Source organism: Amycolatopsis sp. NPDC049688 (assembly GCF_040674975.1).
Lineage (GTDB): Bacteria > Actinomycetota > Actinomycetes > Mycobacteriales > Pseudonocardiaceae > Amycolatopsis.
Window position 1 is genome coordinate 95,738 of record NZ_JBFANY010000010.1, and the last position, 25,036, is coordinate 120,773.

The 25,036-nt window shown below is 73.1% G+C and carries 23 protein-coding genes; 7 read left to right on the forward strand and 16 right to left on the reverse strand.

Features of this window, described 5'->3' with window-relative positions; all coding sequences use genetic code 11:
• Positions 1 to 6 precede the first annotated feature (6 nt).
• Together AB0J55_RS28760 and AB0J55_RS28765 are read right to left on the reverse strand one after the other, a co-directional pair.
• Positions 7 to 1,200, reverse strand: coding sequence for an MFS transporter (locus tag AB0J55_RS28760; RefSeq protein WP_364255056.1), 1,194 nt, complete (start codon positions 1,198 to 1,200; stop codon positions 7 to 9).
• Entirely contained in the window at positions 1,197 to 1,973 is a 777-nt protein-coding gene (locus AB0J55_RS28765; protein ID WP_364255059.1) for a DeoR/GlpR family DNA-binding transcription regulator, read from the reverse strand. The genes AB0J55_RS28760 and AB0J55_RS28765 overlap by 4 nt, the downstream gene beginning before the upstream one ends.
• A 123-nt stretch (positions 1,974 to 2,096) precedes the next feature.
• Between AB0J55_RS28765 and AB0J55_RS28770 the strand changes: the two genes are divergently transcribed.
• Positions 2,097 to 2,684 (forward strand): TetR/AcrR family transcriptional regulator, encoded by a 588-nt coding sequence (locus tag AB0J55_RS28770; protein WP_364255062.1) that lies wholly within the window; start codon positions 2,097 to 2,099, stop codon positions 2,682 to 2,684.
• Here the strand turns inward: AB0J55_RS28770 and AB0J55_RS28775 are convergent.
• Together AB0J55_RS28775 and AB0J55_RS28780 are read right to left on the reverse strand one after the other, a co-directional pair.
• Positions 2,681 to 3,781 (reverse strand): Gfo/Idh/MocA family oxidoreductase, encoded by a 1,101-nt coding sequence (locus AB0J55_RS28775; protein WP_364255065.1) that lies wholly within the window; start codon positions 3,779 to 3,781, stop codon positions 2,681 to 2,683. The two genes, AB0J55_RS28770 and AB0J55_RS28775, sit on opposite strands and share 4 nt — an antisense overlap.
• The gene (locus AB0J55_RS28780; protein ID WP_364255068.1) at positions 3,778 to 4,512 is read right to left on the reverse strand and encodes a TIM barrel protein; all 735 of its coding nucleotides are present in this window, start codon (positions 4,510 to 4,512) and stop codon (positions 3,778 to 3,780) included. Before AB0J55_RS28780 ends, AB0J55_RS28775 begins: the two co-directional genes overlap by 4 nt.
• A 204-nt stretch (positions 4,513 to 4,716) precedes the next feature.
• Here AB0J55_RS28780 and AB0J55_RS28785 point away from each other — a divergent pair, with 204 nt between their 5' ends.
• Together AB0J55_RS28785 and AB0J55_RS28790 are read left to right on the forward strand one after the other, a co-directional pair.
• Positions 4,717 to 4,911, forward strand: coding sequence for a hypothetical protein (locus AB0J55_RS28785; protein WP_364255071.1), 195 nt, complete (start codon positions 4,717 to 4,719; stop codon positions 4,909 to 4,911).
• An 80-nt stretch (positions 4,912 to 4,991) separates the two neighbouring features.
• Positions 4,992 to 5,846, forward strand: a complete 855-nt coding sequence (locus tag AB0J55_RS28790) for an SAM-dependent methyltransferase (RefSeq protein ID WP_364255567.1) — start codon at positions 4,992 to 4,994, stop codon at positions 5,844 to 5,846.
• Positions 5,847 to 5,850: 4 nt separating this feature from the next.
• Here the strand turns inward: AB0J55_RS28790 and AB0J55_RS28795 are convergent, their stop codons facing one another.
• The 9 genes from AB0J55_RS28795 to AB0J55_RS28835 form a co-directional block, all read right to left on the reverse strand.
• Positions 5,851 to 6,201 carry a CU044_2847 family protein gene (locus AB0J55_RS28795; protein WP_364255074.1) on the reverse strand — a complete coding sequence of 117 codons (351 nt, stop codon included), beginning with the start codon at positions 6,199 to 6,201 and terminating at the stop codon, positions 5,851 to 5,853.
• A 25-nt stretch (positions 6,202 to 6,226) separates the two neighbouring features.
• Positions 6,227 to 7,513, reverse strand: coding sequence for an ABC transporter substrate-binding protein (locus tag AB0J55_RS28800; protein ID WP_364255570.1), 1,287 nt, complete (start codon positions 7,511 to 7,513; stop codon positions 6,227 to 6,229).
• Positions 7,513 to 8,628 (reverse strand): hypothetical protein, encoded by a 1,116-nt coding sequence (locus AB0J55_RS28805; RefSeq protein WP_364255077.1) that lies wholly within the window; start codon positions 8,626 to 8,628, stop codon positions 7,513 to 7,515. The genes AB0J55_RS28800 and AB0J55_RS28805 overlap by 1 nt, the downstream gene beginning before the upstream one ends.
• A complete protein-coding gene (locus tag AB0J55_RS28810; protein WP_364255080.1) occupies positions 8,625 to 10,049 on the reverse strand; it encodes a VWA domain-containing protein in 1,425 nt (474 codons plus the stop codon). Before AB0J55_RS28810 ends, AB0J55_RS28805 begins: the two co-directional genes overlap by 4 nt.
• Before the next feature lie 4 nt (positions 10,050 to 10,053).
• The gene (locus tag AB0J55_RS28815; RefSeq protein WP_364255083.1) at positions 10,054 to 12,231 is read right to left on the reverse strand and encodes a tetratricopeptide repeat protein; all 2,178 of its coding nucleotides are present in this window, start codon (positions 12,229 to 12,231) and stop codon (positions 10,054 to 10,056) included.
• On the reverse strand, positions 12,228 to 13,772 hold the full coding sequence (locus AB0J55_RS28820) for a serine protease (protein WP_364255086.1): 1,545 nt from the start codon (positions 13,770 to 13,772) through the stop codon (positions 12,228 to 12,230). Before AB0J55_RS28820 ends, AB0J55_RS28815 begins: the two co-directional genes overlap by 4 nt.
• A 136-nt stretch (positions 13,773 to 13,908) precedes the next feature.
• On the reverse strand, positions 13,909 to 14,886 hold the full coding sequence (locus AB0J55_RS28825) for a transporter (RefSeq protein WP_364255088.1): 978 nt from the start codon (positions 14,884 to 14,886) through the stop codon (positions 13,909 to 13,911).
• Positions 14,883 to 15,767, reverse strand: coding sequence for an ABC transporter ATP-binding protein (locus tag AB0J55_RS28830; RefSeq protein WP_364255091.1), 885 nt, complete (start codon positions 15,765 to 15,767; stop codon positions 14,883 to 14,885). Before AB0J55_RS28830 ends, AB0J55_RS28825 begins: the two co-directional genes overlap by 4 nt.
• 9 nt (positions 15,768 to 15,776) lie before the next feature.
• Positions 15,777 to 16,172 (reverse strand): GntR family transcriptional regulator, encoded by a 396-nt coding sequence (locus AB0J55_RS28835; protein ID WP_364255094.1) that lies wholly within the window; start codon positions 16,170 to 16,172, stop codon positions 15,777 to 15,779.
• A gap of 111 nt (positions 16,173 to 16,283) precedes the next feature.
• Between AB0J55_RS28835 and AB0J55_RS28840 the strand changes: the two genes are divergently transcribed.
• The 3 genes from AB0J55_RS28840 to AB0J55_RS28850 all read left to right on the forward strand — a co-directional run bounded on the left by AB0J55_RS28840 (position 16,284) and on the right by AB0J55_RS28850 (position 19,741).
• On the forward strand, positions 16,284 to 17,057 hold the full coding sequence (locus AB0J55_RS28840) for a cyclase family protein (RefSeq protein ID WP_364255097.1): 774 nt from the start codon (positions 16,284 to 16,286) through the stop codon (positions 17,055 to 17,057).
• Complete coding sequence (locus AB0J55_RS28845) at positions 17,054 to 18,673, forward strand: thiamine pyrophosphate-binding protein (protein ID WP_364255100.1); 1,620 nt, start codon at positions 17,054 to 17,056, stop codon at positions 18,671 to 18,673. The genes AB0J55_RS28840 and AB0J55_RS28845 overlap by 4 nt, the downstream gene beginning before the upstream one ends.
• 81 nt (positions 18,674 to 18,754) lie before the next feature.
• The gene (locus AB0J55_RS28850) at positions 18,755 to 19,741 is read left to right on the forward strand and encodes a hypothetical protein (RefSeq protein ID WP_364255103.1); all 987 of its coding nucleotides are present in this window, start codon (positions 18,755 to 18,757) and stop codon (positions 19,739 to 19,741) included.
• On the opposite strand, the gene AB0J55_RS28855 is transcribed toward AB0J55_RS28850, so the two are convergent.
• Both AB0J55_RS28855 and AB0J55_RS28860 read right to left on the reverse strand, forming a co-directional pair.
• Positions 19,738 to 20,460, reverse strand: coding sequence for a hypothetical protein (locus AB0J55_RS28855; RefSeq protein WP_364255106.1), 723 nt, complete (start codon positions 20,458 to 20,460; stop codon positions 19,738 to 19,740). The two genes, AB0J55_RS28850 and AB0J55_RS28855, sit on opposite strands and share 4 nt — an antisense overlap.
• 11 nt (positions 20,461 to 20,471) lie before the next feature.
• Positions 20,472 to 20,912 carry an Lrp/AsnC family transcriptional regulator gene (locus tag AB0J55_RS28860; RefSeq protein ID WP_364255109.1) on the reverse strand — a complete coding sequence of 147 codons (441 nt, stop codon included), beginning with the start codon at positions 20,910 to 20,912 and terminating at the stop codon, positions 20,472 to 20,474.
• A 152-nt stretch (positions 20,913 to 21,064) separates the two neighbouring features.
• Between AB0J55_RS28860 and AB0J55_RS28865 the strand changes: the two genes are divergently transcribed.
• Positions 21,065 to 24,421, forward strand: a complete 3,357-nt coding sequence (locus AB0J55_RS28865) for an indolepyruvate ferredoxin oxidoreductase family protein (RefSeq protein ID WP_364255112.1) — start codon at positions 21,065 to 21,067, stop codon at positions 24,419 to 24,421.
• On the opposite strand, the gene AB0J55_RS28870 is transcribed toward AB0J55_RS28865, so the two are convergent.
• Entirely contained in the window at positions 24,402 to 25,022 is a 621-nt protein-coding gene (locus tag AB0J55_RS28870) for a response regulator (RefSeq protein WP_364255115.1), read from the reverse strand. The genes AB0J55_RS28865 and AB0J55_RS28870 overlap by 20 nt on opposite strands.
• Positions 25,023 to 25,036 lie beyond the last annotated feature (14 nt).

A 25,036-nucleotide genomic window follows, 5' to 3' on the forward strand; every position in this document is an offset into this window, starting at 1 on the left:
CGGAGGTCAGCCGACGGGCTGCTCCGCCGGTTCCGGTTCCGGGGTCAGCACGCCGGCGAACGCCGCCGCGAGCACGCACAGCACCACCGGCACCGCGAAGGTGACGTTCAGCGGCATCCACCGCGTCAGCCCGCCGATCAGCGCCGGGCCCGCCAGCAGCCCGACGTACCCGAGGCCGACCACCCGGGCCATCAACGCGCCCGACGCCCGGGTGTCCAGGTTGCCCGCCGCGGTGAACAGCTGCGGGACGCCGCCCGACAGGCCCAGCCCGAACACCGCCCAGCCGATCAGGGACACCGGCACCCACGGGGCCGCGGCGGCCGTCGTCAGGCCGATCGCCGCCAGCAGCGCGCCGTAGCGGACGATCGCCGCCGGGCCCGCCCAGGCCGCGACGCGGTCGGTCAGGAACCGGCCGGTCGTCATCGCCACCGCGAACGCGCCGTAGGCCAGCGCCGCCGTCGACGCCGAAGTGCCCAGCACCTTCTCCATGTGCAGTGCGGCCCAGTCGTTCGCCACGCCCTCCGACAGCATCAATGCCAGCGCCAGCAGACCGAGCAGCCAGACCAGGCGGCCCGGCGTGCGGCGCGCGACGGCCGGCGCGGCGGCGTCGGCAACGGAAGCGGCGGCCGGTGCCTCGGCCGGCTCCATCAGGAACCGCGCCGACAGCACGGAAAGCAGCACGCACAGCAGGCCGGTGCCGGTGAGCGTGACGCCGGTGGGGACGCCCGCACCGAGCGTCGCCGCGCCGATGACCGCGGCGATCGCGCCGCCGATCGACCACATCGCGTGGAAGGCCGCCATGATCGGGCGCGGGTAGGCCCGCTCCACCACGACCGCGTGGGAGTTCATCCCGACGTCGATCGCGCCGTTGCCGAAGCCGAAGAAGGCCAGCGACAGGCCCAGGGCCCACCACGAGTTCGCGAACCCGGGCGCGCACACCGCGAGGCCCATCAGGATCCCGGCCGCCGGGACCATCCGCCGGTGCCCGAGCCGGTCGACGAGCGGGCCGGCCACCTGCATGCCGGCGAACGCCGCGCCGCCGAGCACCAGCAGCAGCGCGCCCAGCGTGCTGTGCGAGATGCCCGTCGCGCGCTCGACGTTCGGGATGTGCACCACCCACATGCCCATCGCGAAGCCGTTGAGGCCGAAGAACATGAAGGTCGCGAACCGGGCGGCACGCGGGCGGGGCAGGACGGTCATCGGCTCTCCAAGGGAACGGCGACGTGCACGAGGACGCCGCGGTCGGCCAGCGCGGCACGCTGGTCCTCGGGCGCTCCCGGGTCGGTGATCACTACATCGGCGCGGTCGGCCGGGCAGACGTGGGCGAGCGCGGCGCGGCCCCACTTGGCGCCGTCGGCGAGCACGATCGCGCGGGCCGCGACGTCGAGGGCGGCCTGCTTGACCTCGGCGTCACCGAGGTCGAAGGCGGTGAGCCCGGCGTCCAGCCCGAACGCGCAGGGGCTCAGCACGGCGACGTCGAACCGCAGCGCCCGCAGCGACGCGAGCGTCAGCGGCCCCACCAGGGCCTGCTCCCCCGGCCGCGGTTCGCCGCCGGGCAGCAGCAACCGGACGCCGGGGTCCTCGGCCAGTTCCCGGACCGCGTGCAGGGACAGCGGCATCACGGTGACCGGGCGCCCGCGCAGCAGCCGCGCCAGCTCCAGCGCCGTGGTACCGCTGTCGAGGACGACCGTTTCGCCGTCGCGGATCAGCTCGGCCGCCGCGGCGGCGATGGCCCGCTTCGCCGCGATCGCGGCCGTCGCCCGCGCCGCGAACGGCGGCTCGATCCCCGACGGCGAGGCCGGGACCGCGCCGCCGTGCACCCGCCGCAGCACGCCCCGGGACGCCAGCTGGTCGAGGTCGCGGCGGACCGTCATCTCCGAGGCGCCGGTCGCTTCGGCCAGCTCGGCGACGCCGACCTGGTCGGCGTCGCGCAGCCGCTCCACGATGACCCGTTGCCGTTCCGCGCTCTTCACGCCGTGATGTTCGCAAGCCGCCCGCATTCGCACAACCACTTTGTTCGTCCGCTCACGTCGAATGTGCGAAATCCCGCTGCGGCATGATGGGGCCGTGCACGCCGCCGAGACCACCGCGACCCCGTGACCGGGGGCTACCTGAAGGGCCGGATCCGCCGCGAAGACATCATCACGGCGGCGGCCGCGGCATACGGCGAGCTCGGCTACCACAGCTCGTCGCTGAGGGAGATCGCCAAGCGCGTCGGGATCTCGCACGCCGGCCTCCTCTACTACTTCCCCACCAAGGAGGCCCTGCTCGCCGCCGTGCTCGAACGCCGGGACGCCGAGGACTCCGAACGCGAGCAACTCACCGTGCCGCCCGGGCTCGAAGTCCTGCGCCACTTCGTCGCGCTCGCCGAGCACAACGTCCGCCACCCCGGAATCGTCGACCTCTACTCCCGGCTCGCCGCCGAAGCGGTCGCCCCGGACCACCCGGCGCACGAGTACTTCGTGCGCCACTACCGGGCCGCCCGCGACGGCGTCCACGAGTCGTTCGACGCCCTCGCCGCCCGCGGCGAACTGCGCGCGGGCGTCGAGCCCGGGCTGGCGGCCCTGACGTTCATCGCCCTGATGGACGGCTTGCAGGTGCAGTGGCTGACCGTCCCGGGCGACGTCGACCTGGTCGGCTCGCTGCGCTTCTACCTGCAGAACCTGCTCACCGTCCCGCTCTAGAGGGTCTTCGCGTACGGGTCCCAGCCCACCGGCAGGGCCGGCGGGACCTCGACCGTGCCGGCGACGTCCACGCTCTGCCCGTGGGTCAGCGACTCGTCGATGGCCAGCATCGCGTCGAGCACGTGGTAGGCCAGCTCACCGGACGCGCGTTCGGGCACCCCGGCCCGGATCGCCCGCGCCAGCTCCAGCGTGCCGGTGCCGCGCGAAGCCGCGTGTCCCTGCGCCGGCAGCTCTTCCGGCTCGTCGTGGCCGAGCAGGTGCAGCCGGGTCGGCTCGTCGAACCGGTTGGGGTCCGGCAGCACGGCCGTGCCGAGCGTGCCGGTCAGCTCGACCAGCGCGGGCCGCCTGAGCGCCGAGTCGAAGCTCAGCACCACCTGCGCGGAAGCGCTTTCGAACTCGACGAGCGCGGTCACCGTGGTGGTCACCGAGACGGGGAACTCCGTGCCAGCCCGCGGGCCGGCCCCGATGACCCGGGTGTCGCGTGCCCGGGCGCCGGCCGCGGTGACCCGGCGGATCGGGCCGAGCAGGTGCACCAGCGCCGTCAGGTGGTACGGGCCCATGTCGAGCAGCGGGCCGCCGCCGGCCTGGAAGTAGAACTCCGGCGCCGGGTGCCACACCTCCGGGCCGGGCACCTGGAACAGCGCCAGCGCGGTCAGCGGACGGCCGATCCGGCCCGCGTCGACGGCCCGCCGCGCGGTCTGCCACGCGGCACCGAGCACGGTGTCGGGGGCGCTGGCCACGCGCAGGTTCTTCTCCCGTGCGCGATCCAGCAGCTTGCGGCCGGTCTGGCGGTCCAGGGCCAGTGGCTTCTCCGCCCACACGTGCTTGCCCGCCTCCAGCGCGGCGAGCCCGATCTCGACGTGCGCGACCGGCACGGTCAGGTTGACCACGATCTCGACGTCCGGGTCGTCCAGCAGCCCGGCCACCGTGCCCGAACGCGGGACGCCGTACTCGGCCGCGCGGGCCGCCGCCCGCCCGGTGTCGAGGTCGGCGACCCACCGCACGTCGACGTCCGGGAAGCTGGTCAGGTTCTCGAGGTAGGTGCCGCTGATCACGCCGGCGCCGACGATCCCGACGCCGACCGGCCCGCCGCTCACCGGCCGGCGCCGGTCAGGAAGGCGTGGCTGGCGGCGATGGCCGCGAAGAGATCACCGTCGAAGGCGTCGAACTCCACCACCCGCAAGGCGTCCGGCGCGGCGGCGAGCACGTCCGCGACCGGCACCCGCCCCTGCCCGGCCGGCACCTGGCCGGTGGCGTCGGTGGCGAGGCCGCCGTCCTTGACGTGGATGGCCCGCACCCGGTCACCGAGCCGCCGGAGCAGGGCGGGCGCGTCCTCGCCGCCCGCGGTGGCCCAGTACGTGTCGACCTCCAGCGCGACCGCCGGGTCGAGCTGTTCGGCGAACACTTCGAACGCGCTGCGCCCGTCGATCCGGGACTGCAGCTCCCACCAGTGGTTGTGGTAGCCGACGCGCACGCCGTGCTCGGCCGCGAGCTTGGCGGCGGCGTTGAGCGCCTCCGCCGTGGCGGCGATGTCGGCCGGGTCCTGCCACTGCTCGGGCGGCACCAGCGGATCGATGACCAGGCCGATGCCGAGCTCGGCCGCCGCGGCGAACACGGCCTGCTGGTCGGCGCCGAGCAGGCGCGCGTGCGCGGTCGGGGCGGTCAGGCCGTTCGACGGAAGGCCGTCTCGCAGCGCGTCGACGTTCTCGACGACGCCGTACGGCTCCACCTGGGTGAAGCCGATCTCGGCGAGCCGCCGCAGGGTGCCGGCGGGGTCGGCCGCGAAGGCGTCGCGGACCGAATACAGCTGTACGGAAGGCAGGCTCATCCCCAGCTCCTCCAGTTCCCGGTGGCGGGTCGTCCGCCACGGCTGCCCAATTTCTACCACCTGGTCAAAATTGTGACCAGGGCTTTTCCCGCGGGTCCACCGGACGGCGGCGTGCCGCGGTTCACGCGGAGCAGTGTTTTGGCAAGCCCCCGATGGGGCAGTAACGCCAGGAGCGGGGGCCAGGCCGATCCGGGAGGTGCGGTAGTGGACAGGGCAGGGGACGAAGTGGACACGGGGGCGGCCACCGGGCGCCCGGCGTCCCGTCGCGACCCGACGGACCTGTCCGAGGCCGCGCGCGACCTCGACCGGCGGATCGACCAGCACCTCGAGCGGCTGCGCCGCGAACGCGCCCAGCGCGCCGCCGACATCCCCGGCCAGCGGCTCCGCCCCAGCGGCTGACCGGGCCGGGTTCACCCGCAGGACGCGGCCTACTACGCTGGGTGGCGCAACGCAGCCCGCCGAAGTCCTGCGAGGTCGCCATGTCCGACGTCCCGTCCACGCTGTCCCCGAGCCAGACACCGGTGGGGGTGGACCCCGCTCGGCCGAGCATCGCGCGGATCTACGACGGGTTCCTCGGCGGCAACAACTTCTACGAAGTCGACCGCGTGGTGATGGACAAGATCCGCACCGCGGTCCCGGAAGCGGTGGACATCGCCCGTGGCAACCGCGGGTTCCACAACCGCGCGCTGCGGATGCTGGCGAACCAGACGAAGATCCACCAGTACCTCGACTGCGGATCGGGGTTGCCGACGGCCGAGAACACCCACCAGATCGTGCAGCGCATCGACAAGGACAACACGGTCGTCTACGTCGACAACGACCCGGTGGTCCTCGCCCACGGCCGGGCCCTGCTGGTCGAGAACGACTTCACGCACATGGTCGAGGCGGACATCTTCGACCCGCCGCAGGTCCTGGGCCACGAGGAGGTGCTGCGCCACATCGACTTCACCGAGCCGGTCGCCCTGCTGCAGGTGGGCACGATGCACCACTGCGAGGGCGACGGCGTCTTCGACATCATGCGCACCTACATCGACGCGCTGCCGTCGGGCTCGTACGTGGTGCTCTCGCACTTCTTCGACCCCGAGGTGCCGGAACTTACCGCGATCGCCAAGCGCATCGAGCAGATCCTGGTCCAGGGTCCGCTCGGGGCCGGCCGCTTCCGCACCCGCGCGGAGATCGAGGCGCTGATGGACGGCCTCGAGCTGGTCCAGCCGAACGCGACGGCCGGGCCGGGCATGGCGGTGTGCGACGAGTGGTGGCCGGACGGCCCCCGGCTCACCCCGCTGAGCGACTCGGCGCGGTGCGTCGCCGGGGTCGTCGGCTACAAGCCGTAGGGCCTCATTCCTCCGGCTCCGCGACAGCGTCCTCTGTGGACGGTTCGCCGTCGCGCACCCACTTCAGCTTGACCTCGAACTGGCCCTGCAGGCCGGTGCGCGCGATCACCGCCCCGGCCTGGGCGTCGAGCTTGACGCCGAACTTCAGCTCGACCTCGTCCGGGCCCAGGTCGCGGAACTGCGCCAGCGCGGCGGCCGCGGCCACCCGGACCTCGCTCAGCGCGTGCTCGAAGGTCGTGGTCGCCTTGCGCAGCACCCCCGAAGGAACCGAGGCGTGCTCGAGGCCGGGTTCGCCCTCGACCTCGACGACCACCGAACCGCCGTCGGCGAGCGGGAAACGCACGAACTCCTGCACCGGATCTCCTTCTTCCGCACGGTTTTCAGCACGGCAGGTCGAGCCACTGATCGCGGCCGATGCCGAGACGCACCTGTTCCAGCTGTTTGAGCAGCTCGTCCAGCCGGTCGGGGTGGGCCAGGTACTCCAGCACGGCCTGGTAGAACGCGCTGGTCATCGCCGAGGGCATCAGATCCGACGCGTCGAAGCACAGGGCGGTGCCCTGGGCGAGGACCTTCGCGATCTGCCGGCTCACGTCGCTGCGGTAGACGTCCTGGCCGGCGAGACGCCGGTGTACCGAGAACGTCGTCCCGCCGGACGGCCAGATCCGCTGCCCCTGTTCCCCGGCCAGGTAGACCATGAGCCGGCGCGCGGCCGGGGTGTCGTGGAACATCCCGGCGAGGTCGGCCGACACCTCGGAGCGTCCGGGTTTCCCGGTGCCCGGGAACGGGAAGAACCGGAAGTCCCGGTCGGGCACCGGCGGCCCGGCCGGCCGCGGGACCGCCAGGTAGCCGCCGATGGCGAAGGAGCCGAGGTGCTCCAGCAGGCAGCCGGGCGGATCGGCGAACAGGCCCCGGCCGGCGTCGGCGAACGAGGTGAGCAGGGCCGCCGTGCTGCCACCGCCGACCGCACCCGGGGCCAGGACCAGCCGGCCCCAGGTCTGCCACGCGGTGCGCATGGCCTCGTCGGTCCAGGCCAGGTTGTCGGCCGCCCACTTGCCGTACTGGTCCGGAGCCTGGTGCAGCAGGATGTCCTCGAGCCAGTCGGTGCCCGGGAAGCCGGAGTTCGGCGGCGCCCCCATGCCGAGGCACCACGGCTGCTGCCCGGCCTCGGCGAGCCGCTGGGAAGCAGCCACGAGCGCGTCCAAGGTGTCCGGCGGGCGTTCCCCGAACCGGTGCGGGTCGTACCAGACGATGCTCTTCAGATCCGCCTTCACCACGACCGTGTACATCGTGGCGCTGCCGAGCTGCTGCAGTTTCAGCCACTGCGGGCCGTACGCCGCGGTCGCGTCGGCGTCGAGGACGTCCGTCAGCGGCTTCAGCTGTCCCGAACGCGCGTACCCCGCCAGCTCGGCCGGGTTGGACAGCACCGCCACGTCGGGCGGGGTGCCCTGCTGCAGGTCCCCGCGCAGCACCTGGTTCTGCGCGCGGGTGCCCTGGTAGCGCGTGGGAATCCCGGTCTCCCGGGTGAACCCGTCGAGGACCCGCAAGAACGCCGCCTGCTCGTCGCCGGTCCACGACCCCAGCACGATCACCGGCTCCACGCCGGCCCCGGCCGTACACCCGGAGAGCAGGAGAACGACGGCCAGCGCGAGGCCGGCACAGCGCTTCATCACGGCTCTCTCCTGACGCGGAACCGGTATTCGTCGAGCCGGGGCTGCAGGCCGGCGGCCGCGAGGACGCCGATCCCGGCGGCCAGCACCGGGATCCCGAAGCCGAGGGCCCCGTTCCACCCCGGTTCGGCGAGCTGCGGGCCCAGCAACGCCGTTTCGTCGCGGGCGCCCGGCGGTGTCTTCGGGGCGGCCGGCGGGACGGGTGTCGCGATGGCGAAGGCGGTCACCGTCTCGCCGCACGCGGCCACTCCCTCGATGCCGCACTGGGCGGTGAGCACCTGGGCGAGGGTCCACCGGGTCCGGCCGGCGGCGGCTGTGGTGGCCGCGGACCGGGCGTCGACGGCGTGCTCCAGCGCGGCACCGCCGTCCCGGGCGTCGGACTGGATGCCGAGCAGCAGGGCCGTGCCCGCGCCCAGCAGCACGCACGCCACCGTGGCCGCCAGCAGCGCGGTGTTCACGGTGCGCCGGAACCGCCGGGCGAGGAACCGCTGGGCCCACAGCAGCGCGGCCAGCAGCAGGACCAGCGGTACCGCCCAGAGCACCGTGATCGCGGGGCTCAGCCAGTTCGCCCCGAGCTGCTGGTCGAGAGCGGCGCGTTGCGCGGCCTCGAGCGCGTCGAGCCGGGCGAGGATCCCGTTCTCCGGCGCGGTCAGCAGGTCCGATGCGCTCTGCAGGTCGCCGGCGGCGAGCGCCCGCCCCCCGTCCTGCCGGAAATGGGCGTCGGCCTGCCCGATGAAACCGTTGTACGACGGCAGCAGCCCTTCGATCAGCCGCAGCGTCTGGCTGCCTGCCGCACCGGCCGCGTTGTGCTCGGCGACCTGGGTGAGCTGCTGGCTCGTCCGGGCGATTTCGTCCTCGTACTGCTCGCTGGGGCCGGTCAGGCGCGCCTGCCGGGTGTCGAACGCGGTCACCGCCGCCCCGTGCGCGGCCACGATCGCTTCCTTGGCCAGCGAGACCTCGAGCACCGCGGGTGCGGTGCGGTCCCGCACCTCGGCGATGCTGGCCCGCACGCCGAGGAAGGTCGCCAAAGCCGTGCCCAGGACCAGCACGCTGCCGGCAATCAGGCCGATCCGCAGCCACCACAGAGTCTGCCGGGTGGTGCTGGTCGCCGTCACGACGGGGCTCCGGGCTCGAACTGCTTGCCGCAGTGCCCGCACACCTTCGCCGAAGGCAGCGCTTTGTGTCCACAGTGGACGCACTGCCGGGGCGCACCGGCCACCTCGGCGGGGACGGCCGCACCGGGTTCGGCCGCACCGGTGTAGGTGGAGATGGTCGACCCCAGCACCAGGGAGAACCCGTGGCGGGGGCGCACCCCCTCCTTGAACGCCACGCTGCCGTCTTCGCCGAAGTCGATCAGCCGGCCGAGGCGCTTGAGGATCTCCGCGTTGCCCAGCTCGGTCGCCAGCCGGACCGCGGTACCCCATTCGCGCGCCGCCTCCGCGCGGTCGCCGCGTTCGAAGGCTTCCCAGCCGGCCCGGACCGCGCGGCCCAGCTCGGCCTGCCCGGTGACGCGGGCGACGTGGTCGTCCGGCACGCTGGACAGCGCCAGGTCGTCGGTCAGGTAGGCCACCACGGCCTGCCGCTCGACGACCGGGGCGCCGGTGTCTTCGGCCAGGGTGACCGTGCCGAGCAGCAGGTCCTCGGACCGGGGCAGCTCCGCCGCCGCGACGTCGAGGCAGAGGTGGTACTCGCGGAGCTCCTCGCCCCACGCGCCGGTGGGCAGTTCGAGCTCGCGGCCTTCGGTCCGGCTCTGCGCGGTCAGGTCGACCTCGGTGGGGAAGACCTGCTTGACGAACCGCAGCCGGCTGTGGGGCATGGTGGTCAGCCGCAGCCGGAGGTCCGGCACGGTCCGGCCCATCGCCCGCTCGACCAGGCGCCGGAAGTCCCCGGCGAGCTCGGCGTCCTCCAGGACGGCGTCCGCGCTGCCCCGCAGCACGGACGTGATGCGGTCGAGGTCCCGCGGGTCCCAGTCGTCGCCGATGCCCCGGGCGTCACAGGCGAACTCGCCCTGGCAGCGGCCGAGCGCGGCTTCCAGCGCGCCCGCGCGGTCGGACTGGTTGCGGCCGTCGGTGAGCAGCACGGCGTGCCGGATGGCCGCCGGCGTCTTCGCGAACAGCTCCCGGGCCAGGTCCAGCCACGTGCTCATCGCGGTGCCGCCGCCGGCGATCAGCTTGGCGACGGCGTCCTTCGCCTCCTGCCGGGTCCGCTCGCCGGCCACCGCCAGCGGCGGCGCGGGCGGGTACACCAGCCGCGCGCGGCCGGTGCCCTCGACCACGCCGAACAGCACCCCGTCGCGCAGGGAGCCGATGGCCGCCCGGCAGGCGTGCCGGGCGGCCTCGATCTTCGTCGGCGGCCAGTCCATCGAGCTGGAGCAGTCCACCAGCAGCAGCTCGGCGGTGGGTGGTGGCTCGGGTGCGGCGGCGCCCGCCTCGCCCACCCGCACGGTGAGCACGACGTCCATCCGGTCGCCGGTGGGCGCGAGGTACTTGTTCTGGTCCAGCCGGAGGGTGAACGACGGGCGGTCCCGCTCGGGCATCCGATCACCTTCTCGTCTTCGGCCGGACGGAGTTCGCGAGGTCGACCAGCAGGCCGTGCTCGTTGCGGTCCCGCGCCTGTTCGGCGAGGCGGCGCAGGGACTGCTCCAGGAGCGACCGCAGGCCGCGTTCGGTGACGTGCTCGCCGAGGAGCGCGCCGCCGTTCCAGCCCTCGTGGCCGCCGAGCCCGGCCAGGGCGGCCTCGCGGACGAGCGCCTCCAGCCGGTCCTGGGCCTCCGGGTCGAGGTAGAGCTCGGGCAGCCGCCGCGCCGCGTCGCCGAGGTCGTCGCGGCCGGGCGGCCCGGCCGGCAGGCGGCCGGCGCGGATCCGCACGGTGGCGATCCGCGCGGCGTCGTAGTGGCGCGAGATCGGCGGGACGACGTCGAGCAGCGCGACCGCGGCGTCGCGGTCCTTGTTCCGCAGCGCGCAGCGGGCCAGCCCGAACGCGGCGCTGACCTGGGCGTGGTCGCGGTGCCACACCGAGCGGTAGCAGCGCTCGGCCTGCGCGGTCTCCCCGCGGAGTTCGGCGCAGTACCCGAGGGCCAGCTTCGGCGCGATCTCGCCGGGCCGGCTCCCGTGCACGGCGTCGAACTTGGCGGCGGCTTCCTTGGCGTTGCCGCGCGCCAGGGCCAGCAGGCCGTGGTGCCAGGCCGCCCGCCAGTCGCGGGTGGCCTCGGCGCCGAGCAGCTGTTCGGCCGCGGACAGGGCCACGGCGGCCTCGCCGGGTTCGTGCAGGGCGATCTGCACCCGGGTCAGGGCGAACGCGATCTCGGCCGAGGGTTCGCCGAACATCCGCAGCTTGTCCAGCCAGCGGCGCGGCCCGGGCGCGCCCGCGGCGGCGATGAACGCGGCCGCGGGGTCGTCGGGAACGACCCGCGGGACCGGCAGCCGTCCGGCGCCGTCGGCCGCCTCCGGCAGGCCGAGGTCGAGCTCGTCGGCGGCGTGGTCGCCGGTGATCCAGTGGTCGAGGCCGGGCACCGCACCGAGGCCCTCGTCGAGCAGTTCCGCGGTGTCCTCGAACAGCGCCGACGGCACCGGACGCGGCTGTTCGTCGCGCAGGGACAGGATTTCCCGGCGCACGCCCTCGAGCTGCTCCGCCATTTCGGCCGCGGTGGCGAACCGCCGTTCGAACGGCGCGACGGCCCGGCCGAGGACGCGGTTCAGGGAGCTCAGGCCACCGGCGACGCGCTCCGGGTGGGGTTCTTCGGCCGCGCCGTCGAGCAGGGCCTCGAGTGTCTTTCCCACGGCGTGCAGGTCCGAGCGCACGGTGAGGCCGTGCCGTTCGATTTCGTGCGACGGCGCCTGGAAGTCCTTGGTCCCGACCCTCGGGCCGGGCGGAGCGTCGATCGGGCGGGCCGCGCCGAGGTCGATCACCTTGACGCGCTTGTCGCCGTGGATCACGTTCGCCGGGCTCATGTCGCAGTAGAGCAGGCCCTCGCCGTGCAGGTAGTCCAGGGCGGCGAGGATCGCCTGGCCGTAGACGATCACGTGCTCGACCCGCGGCGGCGGCCCCTTCTGCAGCAGGTTCTGCAGCGACCGGCCGCCGACGTACTCCATCACCAGGTAGGTGTCCGGTGCGTCGCCGTGCTCGACGAAGTCGGTGATCCGCACGATGTTGGGGTGGTCGAGCCCGACGAGCACGTCCCGCTCGGCCCGCGCCTGCGCGCGCCGCACCTCGTCGCCGCTGTTGATCACGCCCTTGAGCACGACGTGCTGGCCGCCGAGCTTGGTGTCGGCGGCCAGGTAGATCCAGCCGAAACCGCCGTGGTCGATGCACCCGATGACCTGGTAGCGGCCGCCGATCCGCTCGTCGCGCGTCAGCTTGGGCAGGAAGGAAAAGCGTTCGCCGCAGCTTTCGCAGAACCCTTCGGCGTACGCCGGCTCACCGGCGTAGGCGCGGCCGACCGGCTCACCGCACCGGCCGCAGAACCGGAGCAGCTCGGGGAAGTCGGGCTCGGTGAGCACGAGCTTCTCCGGGTCCGGCACCTCGATCGCCGGCAGGGACTGGAAGTCCGCGTCACCGCCCGGGAATTCGAAACTGCGCCGGGTGCTCCCGGTTGCCGGGCCGGATCCGCCCGGTTCGGCGGCCGGCTGCCCGGCCGGCACCCGGCGGCGGCCGCAGACCTCGCAGAACCCGATCGGCCCGACCGGTTGCCCGTGGCACCACACCGTTCCGGCCGTCACGCGCCCTCCCACCGGAGGCGGACCGCGTCCACGTACCGCCCGACCAGCCCGGCCGCGGCTTCCAGGTCGACCGGCCGCGTGGTCAGGGCCGCCATGGCCGCGCGGTACAGATCCGCCAGTTCCTCGTCTTCCCTCAAGCCCTCACTGGTCGCCTTCGCGTTGTAGGCGCGCAGCCGTCCGAGCAGTTCGTCGAGCAGGGCAGCCTGCGGACCGAGTTCGGCGTAAAGCCGGCCGAGCTCCTGCCACGCGGCTTCGGCTTCCCGCTCGGCCTTCGCCAGAGCGCGCCGCATCCGGCCGGGGTCGGTCTGCTCACCCGCCGACCGCAGAATGCTCAGCCGCAGGTGCAGGCCCGCCGACGGGCTGGGCACCGCCGCGTCGGCACCCAGCCGGGTGGCCACGGCCCGCGTCCGTTCCTCCTCGTGCTCCACCATTTCCACCAGCAGCGCCAGCCGCTCCAGGCCGTGCGCGTTCCGCTCGCTTTCCCAGTGGCGGGCCAGGCTCAGGCCCGGCGAGTCCGGCGCGCTGAACTGGGCCAGGACGGTGGCTCCCTGGTCCACCAACGGTTTCACCGCGCCGGTGAGCACCTCCTCGGGCGCGCGGGCCGCGTCGATGCCGGTCACCGCGACGGCGACCGCCTCCGGGGTGCGCGCCAGCACGGTGGGGACCTCTTCGGTGCTGATGCCGGCCTTGACGCGGTCGGCCACCTCCTCGGCGGTCCGGCCGGCGGCGTCGACGATCGCCGCGAGCCGCTCGCCGGGTTCCCGCTGCGCGGCCGGCGGACGGGATACCCGGCGTTCCCGCCGCACCTGTGCCTGGAAGTAGCCGAGGACGTCCGAGTCGCTCGCCCTGACGAGCACGATCAGCGGGCCGGTCGGCAGCCGCGGGGGTGCGCCCACCCACCGGGCCACGTCCGGCACGTGCCGGGTGATCACCTCGACGGGGAGCATGAACGCCGTTCCGACCTCTTCGTCGGTGTACTCGGTGACCACCATGCCGAGCACCGCGCCGGTCGCCTTGTCGATCACGCCGCCGCCGCTGAAACCGCGGCGGACCCGCTCCCCCGGGAGTTTGGAGTTGACCTGGACCCACTCTCCGGCCGGCCCGGACGGCCCGGCCAGCACGGCGTCGTTCACCCAGAGGCCGTTGCGGTGCCCCTGCGGGAACCCGTAGGTGTGGACCGCCCGGTCGCGCACGGCGCCGAGGCGGACCAGCGGCGCACCGGGCACGTGGGGGAACCGTTCTTCCAGGTCGAGCAGCGCGACGTCACCGCGCAGGTCCGCCGACGGCGGCACCCAGCAGCCGGGCCGCACCTCGGCGCGCGTTTCCGGCGTTCCGGCGAGGCCGACGAACCGGACCCGCAGGTGCTGTCCCGAAAGCGCTTCCTTTTCCAGTGCCTGCACGACGTGCGCACAAGTGAGCACGGTGTTTTCGCCCAGCAGCATCCCGGCGCCCAGTACCCGGCCCGACGAACTCAGCAGGCATACCCGCCACGGTTCCGAACCCCCCGCGCGCCCAGCGGAAACACCGTTGTCCTCCCTCACCGGGTGTGACTGTACGACGGTGCACCGGCCCTCCGGGGCGGGTTCCCCCGCTTACCCCGGCAGATCACCCGATCGGCCGCCGCGGGGTGGAAAACTCACGAAGCCGCGGCGGCGTCCGGTGGAGAACCCGCGCCGGTCAGGCGATCGTGCGCAGGCGACGGAGCGCGAAGAACACCAGCGCGGCGGCCAGGAGTACGAAGATCCCGGTCTCGATGCCCTGGAAGAGCCAGAACCGGTCCCCCGGCTGGTATTCCAGCCAGTTGTACGCCCCCGCGCCCACGTCGCCGCCACCGGCTCCGCAGCCGGCGGGCGGGCACGGGCCGATCTGCGCGTCCGGCAGCACGAGCTCCCCCGCCGCGTTGCGGACCCCTTGCTGCATCACCCAGTTCCCTGCCGCGGGGTTCGGCGTCTGCGTGCCCGTCGGGGCGAACGACAGGGTCTGCGCCGGCAGGTACCGCGGCCGGGCCAGGACCTCGACCGCGACCCGGACCACCGCGAACCCGGCCAGGGAGATGGCCATGGCGGGCAGCACTTTCCGCCAGTACGTCCCGGCGAAGACGCCGAGGGCGAGCGCGAACAGCGTGTACGCGACCGGCACCACCCCCTGGACGTCGAACGTGACGTAGGCCAGCCGGCCGGTGGTCGCGCCGGCCAGGGGCCGGAACCACCAGGACACGCCGAGCGCGTACCCGACGGCCAGCACCGCGGTGATCGCGCCGACGAGGCCGAACTTCGCCAGTGCCCACCGCAGGCGGCTGACTCCCTGTGTCCACACGAGACGGTGAGTGCCCTGTTCGACCTCGCGGGCGACCAGCGGCGCGCCGAAGAACACGCCGACCAGCACGGGCAGGACCACGAACAGGACGGCGACGAACACCAGGCCGCTGAACTGGTCCTGGAACTGGTGGCCGAGGCTTTCGCAGCGGGCCACCGCCTCGGTCTGCGTGACCAGCGGCGCGGTGCCGAGCGCGGCCCGGCAGGCGGCGAGGCCGAGGCTGTCGTACTTCGCGTGCATCGCCAGGCCGGTGGGCACCATGATCGCGGCGAGCACGGCCAGCGCGCCGAGGGTGAACAGCGCCTGCCTGCGGTGCTGGCGCCAGGTCAGCCAGATCATGCCGGCACCTCCCACGCGGACGCCGGGACGCGGGCTCCGGCTTCGGCCAGGTACGCCAGCACCACGTCCTCCAAGGTCACTCCGTGCTCCGTCCACAGTGGATCGATCGGGCCGTCGCCGCGGCGGACCAGCAGCGTCGACTGGCGTTCGGTGTGGCTCGCGCGGACCACCTCCGCGACGCCGGCGATGGACCCGCTGCCGGCCCGGGGGCCGACGAGGGAGCAGTGGGTGTCCAGCAGCTCGTCGACCCCGCCGGTGAGCTGCACCCGGGACTGCTGCAGGACGACGAGGTGGTCGCAGGCGCGCTCGAGGTCGGCCAGCAGGTGCGACGACAGCAGCACGGTCGTCTCGCTTTCGGCGACCGCGCCCATCAGCGTCTGCATGAATTCGCGGCGCGCCAGCGGGTCCAGGCTGGCGATGGGCTCGTCGAGCAGCAGCAGCCGCGGGCGTTTGGCCAGCGCCAGAGCCAGGGCGACCTGGGCGCGCTGGCCGCCGGACAGCTTCCCCACCGGCTTGTCCGGCGGGATGCCGAGCCGGGCCAGCCGGTCCCGGGCCAGCGGGGCGTCCCAGCGACGGCGGTTGAGCCTGGCGCCCATGGTGACCAGCTCCGCGGCGGTGAAGTCCCGGTACAGCGGGGTGTCCTGCGCGACGAACCCGATGTCGGCGAGCACGTCCCGCGGATCGCGGCCGAACACGCGCACCTCCCCCGCGTCGGGCCGCAGCAGCCCGACGAGCAGGTGCAGCAACGTCGTCTTGCCCGCGCCGTTCGGGCCCACCAGGGCCGCGATCCGGCCGGCGGGCAGCTCGAGCGCGCAGTCCTGCACCGCCCAGGTGCGCCCGTACCGCTTCCCCAGGCCGCGGGTCTGAACCGCGAGTTCCATCCGACTCCCCTACGCCAGGTCCTGCGGCGCCCGCGCGCCGCGCATCGTGGTCTCGATCAGGGCGGCGATGTCGTCGTCGGACATCCCCGCGGCTTCGGCGCGCCCGAGCCAGGCCACCAGCTCGTCGCGCAGCTCCGCCTGGTTCGCCAGCGACGGGCCGGCCAGGCTGCCGGTGACGAACGTGCCCACCCCGGGCCGGCCTTCGGCGAGCCCCTCCAGCACCAGCTCGCGGTAGGCCTTGAGCACGGTGTTCGGGTTGATCGCCAGCGCCTGGGCCACCTCGCGTACCTTCGGCAGCTGGTCGCCGGGGCGCAGCAGGCCGACGCGCAGCGCCTGCTTCACCTGCACGACGAGCTGCATGTACGTGGCGACCCTGGAGCGGCCGTCCAGGACGAACTCGATCACCCGATACCTTCCTATTGTCCTACGACATTAAGACAACACCTTCGGGCGAGCCGCTGTCAAGGACCCGCCCTTCGTCATAGGCTTCCGGGACGCACACACCGGGAGGCAGGCATGTCGTTGCTGGACGGGCTGAGCAAGGCGATCGCGGGCGGGACGATCGAGATCGTCGACCTGACCGCTCCCCTGAGTTCGAGCACGCCGATCCTGCAGCTGCCGGAGCCGTTCGCCAACACCATCCCGTTCCGGCTGGAGGAGATCAGCCGCTACGACGAGCGCGGCCCGCGCTGGTACTGGAACGACATCCACACCGGCGAGCACACCGGCACCCACCTGGACGTCCCGGTGCACTGGGTGTCCGGAAAGGACGGTCACGACGTCTCGCAGGTGCCGCTGAAGACGCTGGTGGCGCCGGCGGTGGTGCTCGACTTCTCCGCCCGGGCGATCGCGGACCCGGACTTCCTCCTGTCGGTCGACGACGTCCGCGGCTGGACGGCCGAGCACGGCCCGCTGCCCGACGGCGGCTGGCTGCTCTACCGCACCGGATGGGATGCGCGCAGCGCCGACCAGGCGGAGTTCCTCAACGCCGACGAATCCGGCTCGCACACGCCGGGCGTGTCCCCGGAGTGCGCCCGCTGGCTCGCCGAGGAAACACCGATCACCGGGCTGGGTGTCGAGACGGTCGGCACCGACGCGGGCCAGGCGCCGGGGCTCGAGCCGATGTTCCCGTGCCACGAGCTCCTGCTCGGCGCGGGCAAGCACGGCCTGACGCAGCTGCAGAACCTGGCTTCGCTGCCGCCGACCGGCGTGCTGCTGGTGGTTTCGCCGCTGCCGATCGTCGGCGGGTCGGGCAGCCCCGCCCGCGTGCTGGCCCTGGTGGAGCGGTGAACGTCGCCGAACTGGTCGGCCGGACCCTGGCGGAGCTGGGCGCCGGCATGGCCTTCGGCGTGGTGGGCAGCGGCAACTTCGAGGTGACGAACGCGCTGCGCGCCGGCGGCGTCCGGTTCGTCGCGGCCCGCCACGAGGGTGGCGCGGCGAGCATGGCCGACGCGTTCGCCCGGATGAGCGGCAAGGTGGCGGTGCTGTCGCTGCACCAGGGCTGCGGTCTGACCAACGCCGTCACCGGGATCACCGAGGCGGCCAAGAGCCGGACGCCGATGGTGGTCCTCGCGGCCGATTCGGCGGGGGCGTCGGTGCTGTCGAACTTCCGCATCGACCAGGACGGCCTGGCCGCCGCGGTCGGCGCGGTGCCGGAGCGGGTGCATTCGGCCGCGAGCGCGGTGGCGGACACGGTGCGGGCGTTCCGGACGGCGGTGCAGCAGCGCCGGACGGTCGTGCTGAACCTGCCGCTCGACGTCCAGGCCGAACCGGCGCCACCGCAGGTCCCGCTGCCGGACATCCCGGGGCCGGCTCCGGTCCGGCCGGACGCGGCTTCGGTGGCCGCGCTCGCGGACCTCCTGGAGGCCGCCGCGCGGCCGGTGTTCATCGCGGGCCGCGGCGCCCGCGCGAGCCGCGAACCGTTGCGGCAGCTGGCTTCGCGGTGCGGCGCGCTGCTGGCGACGTCCGCCGTCGCGCACGGCCTGTTCCACGACGATCCGTTCGCGCTGGGCATCTCGGGCGGGTTCGCCTCCCCGGTGGCGGCCGAGCTGATCGTGGGCGCGGACCTGGTGGTGGGCTGGGGCTGCGCGCTGAACATGTGGACCACCCGCCACGGCAAGCTGCTCAGCCCGCACGCGAAGCTGGCGCAGGTCGACGTCGAGCAGGCGGCCCTGGGCGCCCACCGCCCGATCGACCTCGGGGTGGTCGGTGACGTCGGCTGCACGGCTTCGGAGGTGCTGTCTCTGGTGGGCGGGAAGCTCGGCTACCGCACGGACGACGTCGCGGCCCGGGTGGCGACCGGCCGCTGGAACGACGTGGAGCACGACGAACGGCCCGGTGACGGCCGCATTGACCCCCGGACGTTGTCCCAGCTCCTGGACGACCTGCTGCCGGCCGACCGGATCGTCTCGATCGACTCGGGCAACTTCATGGGTTACCCGAGCGCGTACCTGTCGGTGCCCGACGAGCGGGGATTCTGTTTCACCCAGGCGTTCCAGAGCATCGGCCTGGGCCTGGCCACGGCGATCGGAGCGGCCCTGGCCCGCCCGGACCGCCTCCCGGTCCTGGGCACCGGCGACGGCGGATTCCACATGGCACTGTCCGAACTGGACACGGCGGTCCGCCTGCGCCTGCCCCTGGTGGTGATCGTGTACAACGACGCGGCGTACGGCGCCGAGGTCCACCACTTCGGCGCCGCCGACATGACTACGGTCCGCTTCCCGGACACGGACCTGGCGGCGCTCGCCCGCGGCTTCGGCTGCACGGGTGTCACGGTGCGCAGCCGTTCCGACCTGACGCCGGTCCGGGACTGGCTGGCCGGGCCGCGGGCGGAACCGCTGGTGATCGACGCGAAGATCGCGGACGACGGCGGATCGTGGTGGCTGGCGGAGGCGTTCCGCCACTGACCCGCCCTTGACAATGCCGGGGCCCGCCCGGGATGCTGCCCTCGCTGTCTTACTGTCTTAAGACAATGGGGAAACAAGCTGATGCGACTCTTCTTGGCCGTGATCGCGGCTCTCACGTTGTTCGCGGCCCCGGCCACCGGCCAGCCACCCGCCCGCCCGGACCCGGCGGGTGCTCTGCTCGCGGCGTTCGACACCCACCCGATCGTGGCCAAGTCCAGCCCGGACGTCGGGCCGTTCGTGTTCGACCTCGTCCGCGACCCGCGATTTCCAGGGCGGGTGAACGACATCGTGGTGGAGTGCGGCAACGCGCGTCTGCAGCCTTTGCTGGACGCGTACACCGGGGGCGGCGACGTGCCGGACATCAGCCGCGTCTGGCGCGACACGACGCAGCCGAGCTGCGGGTTTTCGACGTTCTACGAGCAGTTGTTCGCTTTGGTGCGCCGGGTGAACACGACGCTGCCGGCGGCACGGAAGCTCCGGGTGCTGGCGGCCGACCCGCCGATCGACTGGAGCCGGGTGCACACACCGGCGGACCTGGAGCCGTTCCTGGACCGCGACGCCTCGATCGCGTCCGTGGTGAAGACGCAAGTGCTGCAGAAGGGGCGCAGGGCGTTGATGCTGTTCGGCTTGGGCCACCTGACCCACGACGGCGGCAGCGGAGCGGTGGCCCAGCTCGAGCGCGAGTACCCGGGGGCGGCGTACGTCATCGCGGACCACCGCGGGTTCACTGCGGACAATGCGCGGCTGGAGCGGAAGCTGGGGGCGTGGCCTGCCTTGGTGCCGCTTCAGGGGTCATGGCTCGGCGCGCTGGAGACGACGTATTTCCCGGTGAACCGCGAGTACCCGCCGGGGACGCGGGGGCATCCGGGGGTGGATGCGTACCTGTACGAGGGTCCGGCGGATCTGCTGCTGCGGGAGCCGTTGTCGGCCCGGGCGGTGCTGGACACGGACTATCTGACGGAGCTGCGCCGAAGGGCAACGGCGATCGAGGCGCCGCCGGACTCGATCGAATGGCCGGAGACGTTCTTTGCGCGGGAGCGGGCTTCCGGAGTTCTGCTCCGGGACTAGACCCGATGCGAAACCCAGACGTTGGCTTCGACATAAACAGCATAGTCGTGCACAACGGAAACAAGAACCGGAGCAAGAGCGCCGGGAACCACGGCCACACCCTCACGATCGAACCCCAGCCCGGTCCACTCCCGCCAAGAAGCCAACGGCGCCTGCACGGTGGCCGAGCAGGAAGCCACACCTTCGATCCGCCCACCGGCCCGGACATGAGTCCTCAGCCAAGGATCGGCGGGCAGCCCGTCCCGACGAACCGCGAAGGCGTACTCGGCCATCGGCAGAAGAGGAACGGCAGCCTTGCCCGGCGGCCGAACGGGAATTACCAGCGAAGAAAGACCGGCAGCAGCAACAGCATCCCGCATCGCGGCCAGAACCACGGAGGAAAGGCCACGCTGCTGATACCCAGGATGAACCGCGATCTCCAGCGCACAAGCGGCATCGGGAGCAACCCCGTCAAGAGCATCCTCAGCAGCCCAGACGGCCACCTCGTCCCAGCCGCGGGCGGGAAAAGGCTCCCGCCCGCGGAAGGGAACCATGATGCCCCGGGCAACCGGCACCCCACGATCCAGCAAGGCAACAACCAGCTCCGGCCACCGCCGGGCCACCCGCCGCCCCCGGACGAGCAGGCTGGTCAAGCTGCCCGCCATGAACCGCGGCGAATCCGCCGGGTACGGGATGGCGTACACCGCCGAACCCAGATCGGGACGCTCCGCCAGGGTCACGACCTCCACGGCTAACGCGACCAGGATTCCAGCGCGATCAACGTCTTCGTCCCCGTCACCTGGTGCTGCCGCCGGATCTCGTCGATCGTCTTCTGCAGGTGGGCCATGTCGCGGACCCGCAACCACACCAGCGCGTCCGGGTCGCCCGCGATCGTGAACACCGCCTGGGCCTCCGGCATCCGCGTTGTCGTCCGGAGGATCTCCGCCACCTTCGTGTTGCCCACGAACCGCAGTTCCGTGAACGCCTCGATCCCCCAGCCCAGCTTCGCGTGGTCGACCTGGACCGTGAACCCCGTGATCACCCCGGTCTCGCGCAGCCGGTCGATGCGGCGCTTGACCGCCGCCGTGGACAGGGTGACCCGGTCCGCTATGTCGGACAGCGTCCGGCGGGCGTCCTCGCGCAGGAGGGCGAGGATCTCGTGGTCGGTCGCGTCCAGCAGCTCTTCGGGCATGTCCGCGAGCGTACACGCAAAATTTGGCAGCAAATTTCGCCGCAACGCACCGAAGTTTGCGCCGAAGGGAGCAAAACGGCGGATCCTATTGCGTCGGTGTGGCCCACATCGCACCCTCCCCCGAAGCACACCGACGCGAAGGGAGCCGCGCCGTGGAGACGTTCACGCTGGAGGACCGCTACCTGCGGGAGGCCGGGACCGTGCACCTGACCGGGGTGCAGGCCCTCGTCCGGCTGCTGTTCGACCGCGTCCGCCACGACCGGGCCCGCGGGGGCGATCCCGCCGTCTTCGTCTCCGGCTACGAGGGCTCGCCGCTGGCCGGCTACGACCTCGAACTCGGCCGCCGTGCGACCCTGCTCGAGAAGCACGACGTCGTGCACCGGCCCGGGCTGAACGAGGAGCTCGCCGCGACTTCGGTCATGGGCAGCCAGCTCGTGGCGACCGCCGGCGGGCAACGGGGGGTCACCGGGTTCTGGTACGGCAAGGCGCCCGGCCTCGACCGCGCCTCCGACGCCCTCCGGCACGCCAACCTGGCCGGCACCGATCCGCGCGGCGGCGCCGTCGCCCTCGTCGGCGACGATCCCAACGCCAAGTCCTCCACCGTCCCCTGCGCGTCCGAGCTCGCGCTCGCCGACCTCGCCATCCCGGTGCTCTTCCCCGCCGACGCCCAGGACGTACTCGACCTCGGGATGCACGCCGTCGAGCTGTCGCGGGCCAGCGGGCTGTGGACGTCGCTGAAGATCGTCGCCAACGTCGCCGACGCCTCCGGCACCGCGACCGTCAGTCCACAGTGGACTCCACCCGAACCGGCCGGGGCCTACCGCCACCAGCCGACATCACGGCTGCTCGGCGCGAGCCTCGCCGAGCTGGAACGCAGCCTCTTCACCGTCCGGCTCCCGCTCGTCCTCGAGTACCTGCGCGCGAGCGGCATCAACCGGATCACCGCCCGCGGCCCGGCCGACCGGATCGGCATCGTCGCCGCCGGCAAGTCCTACCTGGACCTCCGGCAGGCCATGCGCACGCTGGGCCTGGACAACGTCCGCGTGCTCAAGCTCGGCGCGATCCACCCCCTCGAACCCGCGATCGTCCGCGAGTTCGCCGACGGCCTCGACGACATCATCGTCGTCGAGGAGAAACGCGCGTTCGTCGAAACCGCGCTGAAGGAGATCCTCTACGGCGTGAGCAACGCGCCGCGGATCATCGGCAAGAAGGACCACCAAGGCAGGACGCTGTTCACCGAGCTCGGCGAGCTGGACCCGGACGGCATCGCCGCCGGGCTGGCCAGGGTCCTGCCCGAAGGCATCCCGTCGGTCGACGCCTACCGGGGACGGCGCCGTCGCGAGCGCATCGCCGTCCCGCTGCTCGCGCGGACGCCGTACTTCTGCTCGGGCTGTCCGCACAACTCCTCCACGAAGGTGCCGGAAGGGACGCTCGTCGGCGGCGGCATCGGCTGCCACACCATGGCGCTGTTCATGGAGCCCGACCAGGTCGGCACCGTGCTCGGCGTGACGCAGATGGGCGGCGAAGGCACCCAGTGGATCGGCATGGCGCCGTTCGTCGAGGCCGACCACTTCGTCCAGAACATCGGCGACGGCACGTTCACCCACTCCGGCAGCCTCGCCGTGCGCGCGGCGGTCGCCGCCGGGGTCAACATCACCTACAAGCTGCTCTACAACTCCGCCGTGGCGATGACCGGCGGCCAGGACGCCGTCGGCGGGCTGCCGGTCGAAAAGGTCGCCCAGCTGCTGCTCGTCGAAGGCGCGAAGCGGGTCGTGATCACCAGCGACGCCCCGGCGAAGCACCGGAAGCTGCCGCCCGGTGTCGAGGTTCGCGACCGCGCGGAAATCCTGCGCACGCAGGAGGAACTGGCCGCGATCAAGGGCGTCACCGTACTGATCCACGAGCAGGAGTGCGCGGCCGAGAAGCGCCGGAAACGCCGTCGCGGCAAGCAAACCGCGCCCGCCACGCGGGTGGTCGTCAACGAGCGCGTCTGCGAAGGCTGCGGCGACTGCGGCACCAAGTCGAACTGCCTGTCCGTGCAGCCGGTGGCGACCGAGTTCGGCCGCAAGACCGCGATCCACCAGTCGTCGTGCAACGTCGACTATTCCTGCCTGGCCGGCGACTGCCCGTCGTTCGTCACCGTGGTGCCGACCGGCCGCAAGCGCCGCCGGAAGCTCGCCGAGCTGACCACCGACGCGGTCGAAGCGCCGGAGACAGCGGCGGAGAAGGACTTCACCGTGCGGATCACCGGGATCGGCGGGACCGGCGTCGTCACCGTGACGCAGATCCTCGCCACGGCGGCGGTGCTCGACGGGCGGCACGTCCGCACCCTCGACCAGACCGGGCTCGCCCAGAAGGGCGGCGCGGTCGTCTCCGACCTCAAGGTGACGGCGGAGCCGGTCGAACAGGCGCCGAAGCTCGCCGCCGGCGAATGCGACCTCTACCTGGCCTGCGACGCGCTCGTCGGCGCGGACGCGGCGAACCTTCGTGTCGCCGACCCGGCCCGCACGACCGCCGTCGTCTCCACGACCGAGGTGCCGACCGGCCGGATGGTCGTCGACACGACGGTGTCCTTCCCGGACCCGGGCAGTGTCCTCGCGCCGCTGGAGGCAGCGGTGGCGCGGACGGTGTCGCTGGACGCCCGCGGCCTGGCCGAGGAGCTGTTCGACGACGACCAGTTCGCGAACGTGCTGCAGCTCGGCGCGGCGTTCCAGGCCGGCGCGATCCCGCTGCCCGCGCCGGTGATCGAACGAGCCATCGAACTGAACGGCACCCGGGTGGCGGCGAACCTGCAGGCGTTCCGCCACGGCCGCCGGCTCGTCGCCGAGCCCCCGGCGGCCGCCCCGGTGCCCGTGACCGTCGCGAAGCCTGCGGCGGCGCGGAAGCTGGTGCACGCCGAGCCCGGCTCCGAGCTGGCGCGGCTCCTCGACATCCGGGTGCCCGACCTGGTCGCCTACCAGGACAAGGCCTACGCCCGCGCGTACGCGGAGTTCGTCGAGCGGGTGCGGGTGCTGGAGAACGGGCCGACCGAGATCACCGAGGCCGTCGCGAAGCACCTGTACAAGCTGATGGCGTACAAGGACGAGTACGAGGTCGCCCGGCTGTCGCTGGACCCCGCGTTCACCGACGGTCTCGAGGAGCAGTTCGGGGTGGGCACCCGGTACGCCTACCGGCTGCACCCGCCGGTGCTGCGGGCGCTCGGCATGAAGCGCAAGATCGCCCTCGGCCCGTGGTTCCGCCCGGCGTTCCGGCTGCTGCACACGCTGCGGCGGCTGCGCGGCACCCGGTTCGACCCGTTCGGCCGTGCCGAGGTGCGCCGGGTCGAGCGCGAGCTGATCGAGGACTATCGCCAGGTGGTCCTGCAGGCCTTGGAGGCCGGGGACGCCGGCCGGGCGCGGGCCTTGGCCGAGCTGCCCGACCTCGTCCGCGGCTACGAGGACGTCAAGCTGGCCAACGTGGCCCGGTACCGGGAGCGGCAGGCCGAGGTCCTCACGCCCGCAGGTAGCTGAGCATCGCGCCGTCGGGGACGCGCAGCTTCGTGCTGACGTCCCCGGCGTGCTGCCGGGCCGCGGCGGTGCCGATGCCGAGCAGCCGCCCGATCGTGGGCACCGAGTGGCCTTCGGCCAGCAACGCCACGACCTCGCGCTCCCGCGCGGTCAACGTCGCCACCGGGTCGCCCGGCCGGGGCCGGGCCAGCTGGACCGCCACGACGTCCCGGTCCAGGACCGTGCCGCCGGCGGCGACGCGCCGGAGGGCGTCGAGGAACTCGCCGGGCTTGCCGACCCGCTCCTTGAGCAGGTAGCCGGCCCCGCCACCGGCGGCGGCCAGCAGGTCGCCCGCGTAGCCGTCTTCGACGAACGCCGAAAGCGCGAGGATCGCCAGCCCCGGTGCGCGGCGGCGGGCTTCGAGGGCGGCGCGGAGCCCTTCGTCGGTGAACGTCGGCGGCATCCGGACGTCGACGACGGCCAGGTCCGGCGCCTCGGTTTCGACCGACGCCACGAGGTCGTCGGGGTGGTCGACGGCGGCGGCGACCTCGAAGCCCTCGCTGCGCAGGAGCAGCACCAGCCCCTCCCGCAGCAGGGCGTCGTCTTCCGCGATCACGATCCGCACGGCGGCCGCCTCCT